Here is a 15,206-nt window from a genome sequence, read left to right on the forward strand (position 1 = left end):
CTTATTGAATGATGCGCAACTTAGCATAGTTGAGCATGATCTTCTTTTCTCCATTCTGCTCAAACTTCACCGTAGCCACCGGGTTGTGCGCAGAACCTTCTACTTTCAATACAGTTCCGAAACCAAACTTCTGGTGCTCGACCCGCTGACCTTCCTGCAAGGCCGAAGTATCGCTGGCCACAAAGTCCGGGCTAGGCACATGCTCAACGGCTTTGGCTTGTTGTGGTTTGGGAGTTACATACGAAGGCACCGCTGGTTTCTTGGAAGGCGGAGCACCATATCTCTTTTCCGCATCGGCTGCAGACTGTCTGCCGCCTGCTCCCCAGCCGCCGCCATTCCCATTGGCTCGGTCGAAGCCACCTGTATTGGAACGGGTAGCCTGGCTCTGGTTGCGGAAACCGCCACCGGCGTAACTACGGTCCAGGTAATCCTGGGGCAGTTCTTCAATAAAACGGCTGGGTTCATTTTGCACCAACTGACCAAAACGATAGCGGGTATTGGCATAGGTGATCCACAAGCGCTGACGGGCACGGGTGATCACCACGTAGAACAACCGGCGTTCTTCCTCCAGCTCTTCGCGGGTATTCACTGCCATACCGTTGGGGAAAAGCATTTCTTCCAAACCGGCCGCAAATACACACCCGAACTCCAGCCCCTTGGCGGCGTGAATGGTCATGAGCTTTACCGTATCGGCATTGGGGTCTTTGTCATCCGCATCGGTAAGCAGGGTGATCTGTTGCAGATAAGCACCCAGCGTGATCTCTCCGGTACCGGCGGCTTCATTTTCTGTAGACTCCAGCATGGTTCCCTCTTCATCGATCTGCGACAGCGTGGTTTGTGTGTCCACCCACTCCTTGATCGAGTTCAGTAACTCCTGGATATTCTCGTAACGGGCAACGCCTTCGGTACTTTTATCGTTGAACAGTTCTTTTACCAGGTTGGTCTGCTTGCCCACATGCACTGCTACTTCATAAGCATTCTTGGTTTTCAGCATGCTGTTGAAACTCTTGATCATGGTCACAAACTCTTCGATCGCCTCAGCTGTTCCCCCTTTAAATCCTGCCTCACGCGCTCTTTCCAGCACCTCCCACATCGATACGTCGTTAGTATTGGCCACCAATACAGCTTTGTCGATCGTCGTTTTACCAATCCCTCTCGTAGGGTAGTTGATGATGCGCTTCAGCGCTTCCTCATCACGCGGGTTCACGATGATCCGCAGGTAGGCTACAAAGTCCTTGATCTCTTTGCGGGTATAGAAGCTCGTACCACCAAACATCGTATACGGAATGTTCATGCGGCGGAGCGCCTCTTCAAATGCACGGCTCTGGGCATTGGTGCGGTACAAGATCGCGAAATCTTTATTGTTGTAATGATTGCGCAGCTTCTGCTCCTGGATCGTATCCGCCACATATTTACCCTCGTCGTTATCGGTCATGGTACGTACCAGCCTGATTTTCTCGCCTTCGTTGTTGTCGGTCCAGAGGGCCTTGGGTATTTGTCCTTTGTTATTGGCGATTACTTCATTGGCAACAGCGATGATCGCTTTGGAGCTGCGGTAATTCTGCTCCAGCATCACCACCTTGGCATCATCATAATCCTTCTGGAACTGCAAAATGTTCTGGATGGTGGCGCCACGAAAGCTATAGATACTCTGCGCATCGTCACCCACCACGCACACATTCTCATTCATGGCACCCAGCAGCTTGATCACCTCGTACTGGGCAGGGTTGGTATCCTGGTACTCATCCACTAGGATGTACTTGAACTTGCGCTGGTATTTGCTCAGTGATTCCGGAAAATTCTTCAGCAGCTCGTAAAACTTCAACAACAGGTCATCGAAATCCATCGCGCCATTCTTGAAGCAACGTTTTACGTAGGCATCATAGATCTGTGCAATGGCCGGACGGTTGCCACGAAGGTCTTCCTGTTGCAGGGCGTAATCGTTGGCATATTCCGCCGGACTTACCAGGGCGTTCTTGGCAGAAGAGATCCGGTTATAAACTACAGAAGGCTTGTAGGTCTTGTCATCAAGGTTCATTTCATTGATGACAGTCTTTACCACACTCTTGGAATCGTCCGAATCGTAAATGGTAAAGTTGGCGGGGTAGCCCAGCAGGGGTGCGTCGCTGCGCAGAATGCGGGCAAACACACTGTGGAAGGTCCCCACGTACAGGTTACGGGCTTCCGAGCCCCCGAGGATCTTCTCGATACGTTCTTTCATTTCCTTGGCCGCCTTATTGGTAAAGGTGAGTGCCAGGATATTGAAGGCATCCACGCCGGTACGCATCAGGTGGGCAATACGGGTGGTCAATACTTTTGTCTTTCCACTGCCGGCGCCGGCCACGATCATCAACGGACCGTTGATGTGCAGCACCGCTTCGCGCTGGCGGTCATTCAATCCTTGTAAGTAGTCTTGCATAATAGATTAGTAATCATTCCGAACGGAATAATCAAGCCTGCAATTTACGTTATCGTGCCCGATTAGCAGGGAGGCGTTGAAAACTTATTGGGCGGCCGGCAGTTAGTATTCGCCGCAGCGAAATTGTTCACAACATGGAGGAAAAAATAATCATCTGGCGCCCCGCCGCATTGGCTAACTTGCGGGCTGATGTCATCCCCGGATATATCCAATGAATATTTTCAGCTCGCCACCCGGTTTGTGAACCAGACCAACCGGCATATTTTCCTGACGGGCCGCGCCGGTACCGGCAAAACGACATTTCTTAAATATATCCAGGCGCACAGCAGCAAAAAAATGGCGATCGTAGCCCCCACGGGCGTGGCGGCGATCAATGCGGGTGGAGTGACCATGCATTCTTTTTTCCAATTGCCTTTTGGCCCCTTTTTGCCTTCCCGGCAGTCTGGTGGCTGGCAAGACCCGAACATCGCCGCTACCGATCAGCACACCCTCATCAAAAACCTCCGGTTTAACAGTGCCAAGCGCGAACTACTGCGCGAGTTGGAGCTGCTGGTGATCGATGAGGTCAGTATGGTACGCGCCGACATGCTCGATGCCGTCGACCTCATCCTGCGCCATTTTCGGCGACAGCCGCACACGCCTTTTGGCGGCGTGCAGGTATTATTTATTGGCGATCTTTTCCAGTTGCCCCCGGTGGTCACCAATGAAGAATGGGACGGCATCCTGAAATACCATTACGCCAGCCCTTTCTTTTTCGACGCCCAGGCAGTAAAAGCGGCGCCGCCCCTCTACCTGGAGCTGAAAAAGATCTACCGCCAGAACGAGGCCAACTTTATTGAGATACTTAACAATCTCCGCACGAATGCGACCACCGAAGAAGACCTTCGTCAATTGCACATGCGGTATATCCCCGGGTTTGTGCCCGATGAAGACGAGCATTTCATCACCCTGACCTCCCACAACTACAAGGCCGACAAGATCAATCAATACCAGCTGGCGCGGCTTCCAGGCGACCTGCATGAGTTTCGCGGCGAGATCACGGGCGAATTCAATGAAAAAGCGCTCCCGGCTGATATGGTACTCAACCTGCGGGTGGGAGCCCAGATCATGTTCATCAAAAACGACAAGGGCGAATTCAGGCGGTTTTACAATGGCAAGCTCGCCATTATTCAATCGATTAGCAAAGACAACAAGATCACGGTAGCCTTTCCCGGAGAAGATATCGAACTGGAGCTAGAACAGGAAACCTGGAAAAACATCCGGTACGCCTATAATAAAGATAAAGACAGCATTGACGAGGAGGAGTTGGGCAGTTACAAACAATATCCCATTCGCCTGGCCTGGGCCATTACCATCCACAAAAGCCAGGGACTTACCTTCCGCAGGGCCATTGTTGATGCAGGCCAGTCCTTTGCCCCCGGTCAGGTCTATGTGGCCCTGAGCCGGCTTACTTCCATGGAGGGTCTGGTATTGTATTCCCGCATCGAGCCACAGTGCATCACCACCGACGAGCGGGTGATTGCCTTTACCAGCGCCGAGCTGGCGGCCGACCAGTTAAAACAGGCCTTGCAGGAAGATCGTAAAAATTATATCGGCCGTACGATCGTGCAGTGTTTCGATTGGACAAAACTCACCGCCGCCTGGGAAGCCCACTATGACGGATACGAAGACCGGCAATTGCCCGATCAAAACGCAGCCGTATTATGGGCTCGTGGACAGGTAATCCGGTTGTCCGAGCAACAGGAGGTTGCTCAAAAGTTCATGCGACAACTGGACCACTTGCTGGCAGGCAGCAGTAAAGACGGATACGCAGCTGTACAGCAGCGATTACAGGCCGCCGCCGCCTACTTCAAGCTACAGCTGGAAGAAGTGACAAGCGCTTTGGTGCAACACCTCGAAGAGATCAAGGTGAAGCCCAAAGTAAAGAAATACGTAAAAGAATTGCAGGCCCTGAAGCTATTGTTTGACCGGCAGCAACAGCTGTTGGAACAAGCCGGCGCCACCGCCAGTGCACTGGCAGACGGCGTAGACGCTGACGAAGTACTGCAAATGCTCGAGGAAAAAAAGAAAGCTGTCAACCAACTGGTACAGGAGGCGGCAGACGTCAATGGCAAACCAGCCAAAGGCGAGACCCGCTTCATCAGTTTACGGTTGTTCAAAGAAGGTAATAGTATCGATACCATCGCTGCCCAGCGCGGCATGGCTATTAGCACCATCGAGGGCCATCTGATCCAGTTCATCGCCAGTGGCGAGCTGGAAGTATCTCAACTGGTTCCCGAGCACAAGATCGGTCCCATCCTCTTAGCCCTGAAAGAAACAGGCGGACATAGCAGCACGCCTGTAAAGGAAAAACTGGGAGATGACTATTCTTACGGAGAGATTAAAGCTGTCATGCAGTACAAGAGCCGCCTGCAGCAGCAGGGCACATAAATTAGTTCTGTATAAGTCTATTGCAATTGATCAGCTTCCCGGAATTGTAGCCTGAAGCACACGCCACCATCCTTTGGACATGCACTTTCCCGAAATGCTCTTTACTTATCCGACCACAAATCGACACACTTCGGTTTGATCAAATATTCTTTCCGTCACCCTCCATTTAGCCCCTTACTTAAAGGCGCCTTGTATGGCTTTGGCGTCCACCAGGTCAATACTGTTTGGTCAAATAACCAGTAGCAACAAAGGCCTTTAAGTTCCCTTGCTTAGAGGCGCCTTGTATGGTTTGCGCGTCCACCGCGACAGTTCAGTCTGATCAAACATCAGTATCAGCACGGAACCATCCCGTTTAATACGGTTGGTATTGAGTAAGGTTTTTAGAAACGCCGTCTCATTGTATCCCGGGCAAGCCATCTCAGTAACTTGTATCCGCTCATCAAATATCAGGGTAGAATCGGTGCGCTTGAACGCGCCACTCATTCGGTTACAACCGGTATGTCCGGTAAAATGTCCTTTGGCAACATCAAACTTGATAGAGGGATATTTTCCTGCTGCCGTATCGGAAGCCAGTACGGGCTGCAGAAACCATTCACCATTCAGCATGGTGTCTCTTTTCTGGTCGGCAACAAGGGGGCCCGAAATTGGCCTTGCCGTCAATAAGGTACCTGCAAGTAATGCACAGGCTGCGATAGAAGCAATAAAGTTTTCCATACTACTAAGGCTTTTATTTGCTGAGGTATAAACCCCCAAAAGGATGGCATAATAAGTATGCCATCCTGAGCTAAACATCAATAACCAGTATTGACCTCTTAATTATAACGTAAAGAATCCTGGTTACTGTTTGGATTATTGCGACCGCCAGCTGAATCGGTATGCTGGTGCGAGGTATCGGGCACAGGCAGGTTGTTGGTACTGCCCGATGACCCACTATTGATACGCTCAGCATTATTACTGCCATCTCCACAGGCAGCGAAAGCTCCTGTAATCAACAACAGGATCATTATTTTTTTCATTATCTGTTATTTATAGGCTGGATATTAGCGCGAACTATCCGGTCTGTTGACCGAGGAATCAGGCTGTGTAGTTGTATTATTTACGGTTGAATCGTTATCCGGATTACCCGCTGCAGGCTCTGGTGTTTCGCAGGCAAATGTGCTGAACAAGGCCGCGACGGCCACAATGCAAAGGATCTTTTTCATAAAATAAAAGCTTGGTGTTACTCAATGATGTTTTCTACGAACACCTGTTTCAATTACTTTGCCACCCTGTTTCAAACATATAGTGATATGACTCAAAAATCACTTATGCTTAAGCAATTAGCTTCAGTCGTTTTTAATTGTGCTGTAAATAGCCCCAGTGCCCTTTTGTAGGTCTTATTCTACAAGCGGCGTGGGTAAGGGAGGCCACGCTTCGGAGCATTTTGAGAAAATATTCTAAATTGTCACACAATCAATTATTATCAACCCAGGCTACATGCTCCAGGACAATTTATTGCTGATCATTTCTTTGCTGCTAGTTGTATCGATGCTCACCATGTTGAGCAACAAACTGCGCATTTCTTATCCCATATTACTGGTACTTGCCGGCTTGGGAATTGGGTTTATCCCCGGGGTCCCGTCGATCACCTTACAACCGGAATTGGTCTTTATTATCTTTTTGCCGCCGCTGCTCTACGCGGCTGCCTGGTACACGTCCTGGAATGATTTCTGGCGTTATCGACGCCCGGTGTTTATGCTGGCCTTTGGACTGGTGATCTTTACAGCAACGGCGGTCGCGTTTATTTCCCATGCTTTGATCCCCGGCTTTAGCCTGCCGCTTGGCTTTCTGCTAGGAGCCATCATATCACCACCCGATGCCATTGCAGCAACCAGCGTATTGGAACACCTCAAAGTACCCAAGCGGATCACCACGATACTGGAAGGAGAAAGCCTGATCAACGATGCATCGAGCTTGATCGTGTTCCGGTTTGCCCTGGCAGCGATCTTTACCGGTCAGTTCTCCATCTGGGAAGCGGGCGGAGACTTTGTATTGGTTTCGGTGATGGGCGTGGTGATTGGCCTGGCCATCGCGCATGTGGTGTATCTGATTCACCGGTTCCTCCCCACCACACCCAGTATCGATACGGCCATCACGTTGATCTCTCCCTACCTGATGTATATCGCGGCCGAGCATTTCCATTTTTCCGGCGTATTAGCGGTGGTGAGTGGCGGCTTGTTTCTCTCCTTTCGGTCACATGAAGTTTTTTCCTACAGCACCCGCCTGCAGGCCGTGAGTGTTTGGGAAACACTCGTGTTCCTGCTCAATGGCGTGGTGTTCATCATGATCGGACTGGAGTTGCCTTATATCATCAAAGAGCTCGGTCAAAGTTCTATCCTGGATGCGATAAAATATGCAGTAGTGATCAGCCTGGTCACCATCATTATCCGGATACTATGGGTATATCCTGGTGCTTACCTGCCCAGGCTGGTGAGTGAGAAGATCCGGAAACGGGAACCACGGCCCAGTTCCGCCTCTGTTTTTATAGTTGGCTGGAGCGGCATGCGTGGGGTGGTGTCACTGGCTTCTGCCCTGGCCGTCCCAATCACCATGAGCAATGGACAGGCCTTTCCGCAGCGCAACCTTATCCTCTTCATCACCTTCATCGTCATTCTTTTTACCCTTGTCATTCAGGGCCTCAGCCTGCCCTGGCTGATCCGTATATTGAAAATAGAAGCACCAGAACCCGAAGTAGCTCATGAACACGCCATCCGACTGCGGCTTGCAACGGCCGTCTTAAATATGCTGGAAAAGTCATACGCCGACGAGGCCACCTCCATTGACGCCTTTGTCCGCCTCAGAGAGCGCTACCAACGCATGGCAGATATTGCCACCAGTAAACTCAACCAGGAAGACGGGGTACATGCCGAAGGGCATTTTGTACCTAAATACCGGCAGATGCTACTGGACGCCGTACATGTTCGCAGGGCAGAGCTTACTAAGATGAGCCGTTCCCGCGAATTCCCCGATGAACTGATCCGCAAACGCGAAACAGAACTTGACCTGGAAGAGGCCAGATTGAGAAAATAAAATGAACAGGGGCCGTACCGTGCGGCCCTTTTCATTAACATGCCTGCCCTTGGGTTTAACCCTCTTATCCACCTTGTCAATGGTCACTTACCCGGAATGAGTATCTTCCAATTGAGACCTGTGTGCTGTAGGCACTGGCTAGTGGTTCCAAGGCATCTACGGTGACAGTCATACATTGGGCTTCTTCTACCGTTGGCATTTCAAGATTTTCCCAGCCATCTCCGATGCTGTTAATAAATTGGGCATCATCCGTTGCAGCATGTCATGACATTTTACCCAGAATTTGGAACAGCCCTCCTTGGGTTTGTACATTTGCCCCGTTTTGACCTTGTTGTGCAGGTCACTTAACCCACCGGAACACATTTATAACAAGTAGTTCATCCGTACTGAAGGGACAATTGTCGCCAACCTTACCCGTACCGTTCCCGTACCCATCCCGTACGGTTCGCGTATCGATCCCGTATAAATAGCTCAACTTTCAAAACAACGCCATTTTCACCAAAAACGGAAGGGACTGATGTGTCAGAAGTACAGCACCTTGAGCCTCGGATACTGGCAGGTAAACCAACAGGGAGTTGCCGGGTTGCCTTGGGGAGGTGGCAGTGTCGACCACCAAGAGTAAAGAAGCATCGTTGCGCGGATATCCCAAGGGAGGCGCTCCCTACTCGCTTCCATGCCGCTCCCTACTCGCTCCCATGGAAGTGTAATGAAAATAGCACAACTTTTCTAAATCAATCACTTACACCAAAAGCGATAGGGCCCCCAGTGCCCCTACCCCTGGCAGCACCGGTGCTAAGGTCTTTTGCCCCATTACCTTTCCTCCCATCCTATTGCGGATCATCGCATTCCTTCCTCCCGGATTGCAGGCCCAGCGTAGCTTTATCCCATAAGATGTACTGTGCAGCATGTAGAATTCTTCCATAAAGACCACTTTGAAAACAACTACCACCGAACGCCACCGTCGGCTGGTCTTAACCACTTCATTGATTTTGTCTGGGAAACAGATTTTGCCCATCTCTGGGATATTCATCCACAAGGGTTTTCCGACGCCCTTTTCCCCAATATTGGCTACACTTACCTGATCAACCTGGGCACGCCATTCGTTATGCAGGTAGCCGACCAGCGATTCGATATGCGGTCGGATGGGTTTCTTCCGCGGCATCGTAGTATTGAATGCTTCCACCGGCCGGGTAACCAGCTTTTTGGTATTAAATTCAAGATATCGCCAGTACTCTTTCTAAAGAAGGTAAACTTTGCAGAGTATAGAGAGTATATTTTTCCACTCAGCTATCTCGTCGATCAGTCATTGATCGATGCCATCAAGACAGCGTCCTCTTTTGAAGAAAGAGTAAGGATCATCAGCAACTACTATCACCCCATCGTGAGAGAACATGCAGGCTCCCTGCAGGAGATACAGATCGTTACCGAGATCCTTGATCGGTGTTTCCGGGAAAATGATTTTAAAACGACCATCGAAACGCTGGCGGAGCAATACGGCATCTCAACCCGAACACTCCAGCGCTATTTTGAGCGGGCAACCAGCATCAGCAGCAAAAACGCTTTACAGATCATGCGCATCCGCAAAGCAGCGGCCCATATTGCGCAATCGCCCCACAGCTTCCATCACTCACTATATGGCTATTACGACCATAGCCACTTCTACAAGCACCTCCGTCAATTTCTGACCAGAAATACCCTGCAGAACCTGCAGCCCCATTTAAAACTACTGCAGGCCCTGCACAAAAAGCAGCGGGTCGATGGCATATAAATTGTGCCTTTCCCAGTAAACTATATTATATGATACGCAAGTTAAAATCGGGCGAATACCGGATCTATTCCCGGAAAAAAGACGCTAAAACCAACAGGCGTCGCAACTTAGGTACATTCGACTCCCTGGAGGCCGCTAAAAAGCATGAACGTGAGATACAGTACTTTAAAAAGCACTAATGTTTTCGCTTTCACGGTACTATTTGCGCCAGACAGAGCCGATGGAACTCCCCATCCGCATCAGACAGGCAGCGAATACCAATGGAGGCAGTTGACCATGCACCTCGGTGTTTTGATGATCTACAGATTTCCAGTGCCTGCATAGATCACACCTCCAGCCCAATTGCACATTAACTGCCCGCCCTTCTTCTTTCTTCCTCAGAAGCCGTAGCACGCCGGCGAGCTGCCGCTACCGTGTTCTTTCCAAAACGGTAGGTGAATGAAAGGTTGGCCACCCGCGTTTCGCGCTGGGCATGCCAATGCTCCACATAATTATTGAATGCAACCACCGCACGCGGTAAGTTGGTCCAAAAGATATCCGTGACATTAAAGCGGATCGTTCCTTTTTTTTGTAAAACCGTCTTCTGCACACCGGGCGACAGCTGCCATTGCGGGTCCAGTTTCATGAATCCGTATTGCCCACCGGTATTGACACTGGCATTCAACTCGAGCGTCCAGCCATGAGCAAGGGTGAACGTATGATTCGTACTGACATTGGCAGCTGGCGTACCATTATCCAGGGTAGTTCCGGCCAGATTGCCATTATAGTGACCATAGTAAATATTGGCGTTGTTGATGGCGTTCCACCATTTGGTAAAACGGAACGGCGCAGCTACCGTCAACCCAAAGTAATCGTAGGTGTGAAGGTTTACCGGCATCTGCACCGTTACTTTTTCTTCCGTTTCACTGGGCCTGATGACCACAGTGGTGTTTTGTTTTGTGTGGCTATACCCGAGGGTGAAACTGAGCTGTTTGACAGTATAGCTCAATTCATACGACCAGGTAAGTTGAGGTTTCAGGTAGGGGTTCCCGGAACTATAGGTGCTTGGATCAAGGAAAAAGCGGAAAGGATTGAGCTCTGAATAATTGGGCCTGTCGATACGGCGGCTCAATGAAACGCCCAGGGCTTGCTCAGCCCCCAGTTTATAATTCAGGAACAGGCTGGGAAACAGTTGGAGATAAGAAGAATCGAACCGGATATTGTTCACCGCCTGGTGCCCTTCCATATTGGTTTGCTCAGCCCGCAATCCTGCCATCAGGGAGAACTTTTTGAACTCACTATTGAGGTTTACGTAAAGCGCGTTGTTGTTTTCCTTGTAGTTGAATCGATTGCTTTTGGCAGAGTCGTAAACAGGGGTCTGGTTACTGACATCAAAGAAAACAACATCGTTATCAGTCTCCACGAAACTGGTTTTGAAACCCGCTTCAAAGCGCGTGGTTTTGTTGATGGGGTGTATGTAGTCTGCTTTGGCCGTGGCAATGGTAATTTTTCCCTGTTGGTCACCGTTGAGTTTATAGGCCGGCTGCGCTACTGTTCCATCAAGGTCAAAGAATCCGGTATTGAATTGTGATAATGTCTGGTTGCGGACAATGCCGTAATCCAGGTCTGCCGTTACCTCACGTCCTGTACTGTCGAAACTGTATTTATAGTTGATATTCGCCAGCAAATTCCGTGGCCTTGCTTTTTCATGGTTGGTGGTCAGGAATTTCGAGGCAGGCACTTTTCCCTCGTCCAGTACCAGCGACGCATTGTTGTTGTTGCGTCGGATATTGGTCAGGGTACCGTTTACAACGAAGCCGATGATGGATCGCTTATTGGGGGAGAAGTCTGCCCCGAGGCGAAGCGTGTTGGAACTGATGGGGAATTTCATGTAGTTGTCCTGGTCATAGGCGCCATCATATTTGCCCTCTTTAAAGAACTCCCTTTTGAGGAAGAGGTGATTCAACAGCTTGCGGTATGAATAATTATAACTGCCAAACAGGTTTACTTTCTTGCTTCTGTAATTAAAGTTGGCGCCTGTATTGGCTTTGGGAAATACACCCTGGCCATAACCAGCCGTGAGCGTTCCGTTGGCACCCAGTCGCTGGTCCTTTTTTAAACGGATATCGATAATGCCCGAGTTGCCCGCAGCATCATAACGCGCCGAAGGGTTCGTGATGATATCGATTCGCTCGATACTATTGGAAGGAAGGCTTCTTAACATATTCACCAGGTCGGCACCCGACATGGGCGTTATCTTCCCATCGATCATGATGACCACGCCCTGGCGGCCACGCAGGCTGATCACATCATTGGGATCGATCAATACACCCGGTGAACGCTCCAGTACATCGAGCGCCGAGGCGCCCACATTGACAATACTATTATCGACATTCACCACGATCCGGTCACTGAGCTTTTGGATAAAGGGTTTGCGGGCCGTGACGGTTACTTCTTTCATATTTGCCGTGCTGGCAGCCGAAAGCTGAATGGCTGGTAATGATAGCGTAGGCTGAAACGCATCCAACGAAAATACCTGTGACAGGTAAGGACGGTAGTTGATTACAGACACCCTGAGCAGGTAATTACCTAAAACAACTTCTTCAAACGACACAGCGCCACCTTTGTCGCTGATGGCCGCCTTAACCAGGCTGGAATCCTTCGCCTTCAGCAATTCTACTGTAGCATTTTCAATCGCCTGATCACCGGAAGCCAGGGTCGTCGAGATCTTACCCCGCTGAACCTGAGCCTGTGTAAAAACCCAAGCCAATAAGCCACACCCTATCAAAATCAATTTGCGCATACAGCTATTTAAGCAGCAAATATTCCTATAAAACGAACCGCTTCGTAGTGATTCTATACGGGCAGTAGCGGGTGAAAGTCCAATGGCCCACCTATTGAAAAAGGGTGTCGCATTTTTACATACTCCAGAAGGTGAGGGTCGCTAAAGCAGGAGGCGTTTTACCTCGCCCCACAATCAGTCGTAGGATTTGCTGGTATTGCCAATCAAAGATTAAACAGAGTTTGGCTGGTCAATGGCTATATATTAATATGGCTTACTATTTATTTCCTACCAACATTCAATCAATCCCGGGCAAAGGTCACCACAGTCCGGGCAAAACAGAATCATTATGAAAAGGAGTTTTCTTTTGTTACTGGTCGTAACAATCATGGGGGTTATCAGCACAGAGGCTCAATTGAAATTACCCAAAACCGGATCTGCTGGAGCTAATATCGGCAGCGTCCTGAGCCAGTTCACCGATGGCCTCAAGCCAACCTCATTCCTCGACAGCTGGGCCAGCGGCGGCAAGACCGACTGGTTAAGTACAGCCGCGAAAGTGACAACCGGCTCGGGTTTGGGCGGCAGCATCGCCTCGTTGGCGGGTTTCCTGAAGCCCAACCTGTTTAAAAGTGGGTTCAATGTGGCCAACCTGGTAAAAACGGCCAACACCGTAAAAACCGTATCCAGTGCAGCCGGCTTGCTCAAGAACCTCGAAGGTGGACTGAAGCCCGAGGCTTTCACGAGCGCCTGGTCTTCCCAGCGTCCGGCCTGGCTGAGTGCACTAAGCCTGTTGAAATAGTATTGATGGCAGGTCCATAACCTTGATCTGCCTGTTCATCTCACTTTCGATCCGTACCCTTTGCTTTCTCTTTGTAGCCCTGCCTTCCCTTTGTATCTTCAAACGTATGCAACATTTATTGCTTTTGCACGGCGCTCTCGGCGACCGGGATCAACTGGTGCCATTGGGAGACCAGCTTGCTGATGAGTACTATGTACATCGCCTCAATTTTACCGGGCATGGTGGAGAGCCGCTTCTTGCAGATGCCTGGTCAATAGCTTCCTTTGCACAGGATGTGGTTACTTATATGGATATCTATGTTCCGGCAGGAGAACCGGTCCATCTATTCGGATATAGTATGGGGGGATATGTGGGCATGTACATCTGTCGACATTATCCGGGACGGATTAGTCGGGCCATTACACTGGCCACCAAGTTTAATTGGGATGAGGAAGTGGCTACACGCGAAGTCAGGATGCTGCATGCGGAGACTATTCGGCAAAAAGTACCCGCCTTTGCCGAAGAGCTGGAAAAACGACATGGCAGCCATAAATGGAAGGATGTGTTGGAAAGGACCGCGGGCATGCTGTTGGAGATGGGAAAAGGCAATCCTTTACAAGCGGCCGATTATCCGGCTATCAGCGCTCCCTGCCTGCTGCTGTTGGGAGACCGGGATAAAATGGTTTCACTTGATGAGACCACACAGGTATACAAACAATTACCGGTAGCCCAATTGGGCGTATTGCCGGCCACACCACATGCATTGGAGCAGGTAGACATGGTGGCGTTGGGAGCCATGATCAAAAAGTTTATTGGATCGTAATACACTAGCCGACATATGTCACAACAAAAGGGGCTGACCAAATGGTCAGCCCCTTTTGTTTGTATAAGAGGATGAAAGATTATTTTCTTTCGAGCAATTTGAAGAATTGATCCAGCTGAGGCAGGATAACGATACGAGTGCGACGGTTAACCGCTTTGTTCTCTGGAGTATCGTTAGGCACTACAGGCAGGTATTCACCACGGCCGGCAGCAGACATCTTCATAGGATCGAGACCATATTGGTTTTGCAGAATGCGTACTACAGAGGTTGCACGCTTAACTGAGAGATCCCAGTTGTCGAGCAATTGTGCATTGCCTTTGTAAGCTACATTGTCGGTATGACCTTCTACCATGAACTCGATATCGGGTTGGTTCTTCAACACAGTCGCAACTTTTCCGAGCACAACTTTGGCTTCTTCGGTTACATCAAACTTACCGCTCTTGAACAACAGTTTGTCGGAGATGTCGATATACACCACGCCTTTGTCAACTTTAATGTTGATGTCTTTGTCGTCGAGGTTACCGATAGCGCCTTTCAGGTTCATCACCAGGGCCATGTTTAAAGAGTCCTTACGAGCAATTTGTTGTTGCAGGGTCTGGATATAGTTGTCTTTTGCGCCCATGTTCTCCATAGACTTCTTGATGCTTTCTGCCTGAGAGCTGGAGATAACAGACAGGTCCTGGAGTTGCTTCAAGGCTTGCGTATTGTTTTCTTTCAGGTAGGCAATTTGTTTGTTGAGGGCATCGATCTCTGATTGCAATGCCGCCTTCTTACGTGCTTCTTCAGCCTTTGCATCCTCACACGCCTTCAAATCGCCTTGCAGCTTGGCGTAAGAATCGTTGAGTGTGTTGTACTTTTCCTGTTCTGCTTTGAATTTTTTGGTGCTAACGCACGAGAAAAGTGCTACGGGGGTTAATGCTACTAACAGAACGTGTCTGAACTTCATATTAATTGGTTTTTGTTAGATGTTGTTAAATGCTGATCTATTTCTCCTTTTGTTCGGCACCTCTTATTACAACTTGTGTGCCTATAAAGGCGTCCAAAGGTATAGCATCATGATAAAATACGTAAGAACGAATAAAATCTACTTTCATTTTAAGATGCTTTTAAGATTTTTTGAATACTCTATCGTCTTTTCTATAATATGTCCACACTCAT

11 protein-coding genes are annotated in these 15,206 nt (G+C 49.5%); 6 read left to right on the top strand and 5 right to left on the bottom strand.

Annotated elements, in window-relative coordinates:
• Position 1: 1 nt before the first annotated feature.
• Positions 2–2,419 carry an ATP-dependent helicase gene (locus P2W70_RS00470; RefSeq protein ID WP_276479446.1) on the bottom strand — a complete coding sequence of 806 codons (2,418 nt, stop codon included), beginning with the start codon at positions 2,417–2,419 and terminating at the stop codon, positions 2–4.
• Between the two features lie 189 nt (positions 2,420–2,608).
• On the opposite strand from P2W70_RS00470, the gene P2W70_RS00475 reads away from it, so the two are divergent.
• Positions 2,609–4,849, top strand: a complete 2,241-nt coding sequence (locus P2W70_RS00475) for a helix-turn-helix domain-containing protein (RefSeq protein WP_276479447.1) — start codon at positions 2,609–2,611, stop codon at positions 4,847–4,849.
• 255 nt (positions 4,850–5,104) lie between these two features.
• Here the strand turns inward: P2W70_RS00475 and P2W70_RS00480 are convergent, their stop codons facing one another.
• Positions 5,105–5,563: an META domain-containing protein gene (locus P2W70_RS00480; protein WP_276479448.1), complete on the bottom strand. Its 459-nt coding sequence runs from the start codon at positions 5,561–5,563 to the stop codon at positions 5,105–5,107.
• Positions 5,564–5,661: 98 nt separating this feature from the next.
• Complete coding sequence (locus tag P2W70_RS00485) at positions 5,662–5,865, bottom strand: hypothetical protein (RefSeq protein ID WP_276479449.1); 204 nt, start codon at positions 5,863–5,865, stop codon at positions 5,662–5,664.
• Between the two features lie 460 nt (positions 5,866–6,325).
• Between P2W70_RS00485 and P2W70_RS00490 the strand changes: the two genes are divergently transcribed.
• From P2W70_RS00490 to P2W70_RS00500, 3 genes are all read left to right on the top strand, one after another.
• Entirely contained in the window at positions 6,326–7,918 is a 1,593-nt protein-coding gene (locus P2W70_RS00490; RefSeq protein ID WP_276479450.1) for a Na+/H+ antiporter, read from the top strand.
• A gap of 898 nt (positions 7,919–8,816) precedes the next feature.
• Entirely contained in the window at positions 8,817–9,686 is an 870-nt protein-coding gene (locus tag P2W70_RS00495) for a helix-turn-helix transcriptional regulator (protein ID WP_276479451.1), read from the top strand.
• A gap of 29 nt (positions 9,687–9,715) precedes the next feature.
• On the top strand, positions 9,716–9,865 hold the full coding sequence (locus tag P2W70_RS00500; RefSeq protein WP_276479452.1) for a hypothetical protein: 150 nt from the start codon (positions 9,716–9,718) through the stop codon (positions 9,863–9,865).
• A gap of 170 nt (positions 9,866–10,035) precedes the next feature.
• On the opposite strand, the gene P2W70_RS00505 is transcribed toward P2W70_RS00500, so the two are convergent.
• Positions 10,036–12,468 (bottom strand): TonB-dependent receptor, encoded by a 2,433-nt coding sequence (locus tag P2W70_RS00505; protein ID WP_276479453.1) that lies wholly within the window; start codon positions 12,466–12,468, stop codon positions 10,036–10,038.
• A 328-nt stretch (positions 12,469–12,796) separates the two neighbouring features.
• Here P2W70_RS00505 and P2W70_RS00510 point away from each other — a divergent pair, with 328 nt between their 5' ends.
• Positions 12,797–13,246, top strand: a complete 450-nt coding sequence (locus P2W70_RS00510; RefSeq protein ID WP_276479454.1) for a hypothetical protein — start codon at positions 12,797–12,799, stop codon at positions 13,244–13,246.
• Positions 13,247–13,352: 106 nt separating this feature from the next.
• Positions 13,353–14,048 carry an alpha/beta fold hydrolase gene (locus tag P2W70_RS00515; RefSeq protein WP_276479455.1) on the top strand — a complete coding sequence of 232 codons (696 nt, stop codon included), beginning with the start codon at positions 13,353–13,355 and terminating at the stop codon, positions 14,046–14,048.
• Between the two features lie 79 nt (positions 14,049–14,127).
• Here P2W70_RS00515 and P2W70_RS00520 read toward each other — a convergent pair whose 3' ends face one another.
• Complete coding sequence (locus tag P2W70_RS00520) at positions 14,128–14,994, bottom strand: OmpA family protein (RefSeq protein ID WP_276479456.1); 867 nt, start codon at positions 14,992–14,994, stop codon at positions 14,128–14,130.
• Between the last annotated feature and the right edge of the window lie 212 nt (positions 14,995–15,206).

Origin of the sequence: Paraflavitalea pollutisoli (genome assembly GCF_029360705.1) — a bacterium.
Lineage (GTDB): Bacteria > Bacteroidota > Bacteroidia > Chitinophagales > Chitinophagaceae > Paraflavitalea > Paraflavitalea pollutisoli.

What these genes read in the sequence shown, in the direction of transcription:
- P2W70_RS00470 (WP_276479446.1), bottom strand. Translation starts at nt 2,419, where the DNA reads ATGCAAGACTACTTACAAGGATTGAATGACCGCCAGCGCGAAGCGGTG.
- P2W70_RS00475 (WP_276479447.1), top strand. Translation starts at nt 2,609, where the DNA reads ATGTCATCCCCGGATATATCCAATGAATATTTTCAGCTCGCCACCCGG.
- P2W70_RS00480 (WP_276479448.1), bottom strand. Translation starts at nt 5,563, where the DNA reads ATGGAAAACTTTATTGCTTCTATCGCAGCCTGTGCATTACTTGCAGGT.
- P2W70_RS00485 (WP_276479449.1), bottom strand. Translation starts at nt 5,865, where the DNA reads ATGAAAAAAATAATGATCCTGTTGTTGATTACAGGAGCTTTCGCTGCC.
- P2W70_RS00490 (WP_276479450.1), top strand. Translation starts at nt 6,326, where the DNA reads ATGCTCCAGGACAATTTATTGCTGATCATTTCTTTGCTGCTAGTTGTA.
- P2W70_RS00500 (WP_276479452.1), top strand. Translation starts at nt 9,716, where the DNA reads ATGATACGCAAGTTAAAATCGGGCGAATACCGGATCTATTCCCGGAAA.
- P2W70_RS00505 (WP_276479453.1), bottom strand. Translation starts at nt 12,468, where the DNA reads ATGCGCAAATTGATTTTGATAGGGTGTGGCTTATTGGCTTGGGTTTTT.
- P2W70_RS00510 (WP_276479454.1), top strand. Translation starts at nt 12,797, where the DNA reads ATGAAAAGGAGTTTTCTTTTGTTACTGGTCGTAACAATCATGGGGGTT.
- P2W70_RS00515 (WP_276479455.1), top strand. Translation starts at nt 13,353, where the DNA reads ATGCAACATTTATTGCTTTTGCACGGCGCTCTCGGCGACCGGGATCAA.
- P2W70_RS00520 (WP_276479456.1), bottom strand. Translation starts at nt 14,994, where the DNA reads ATGAAGTTCAGACACGTTCTGTTAGTAGCATTAACCCCCGTAGCACTT.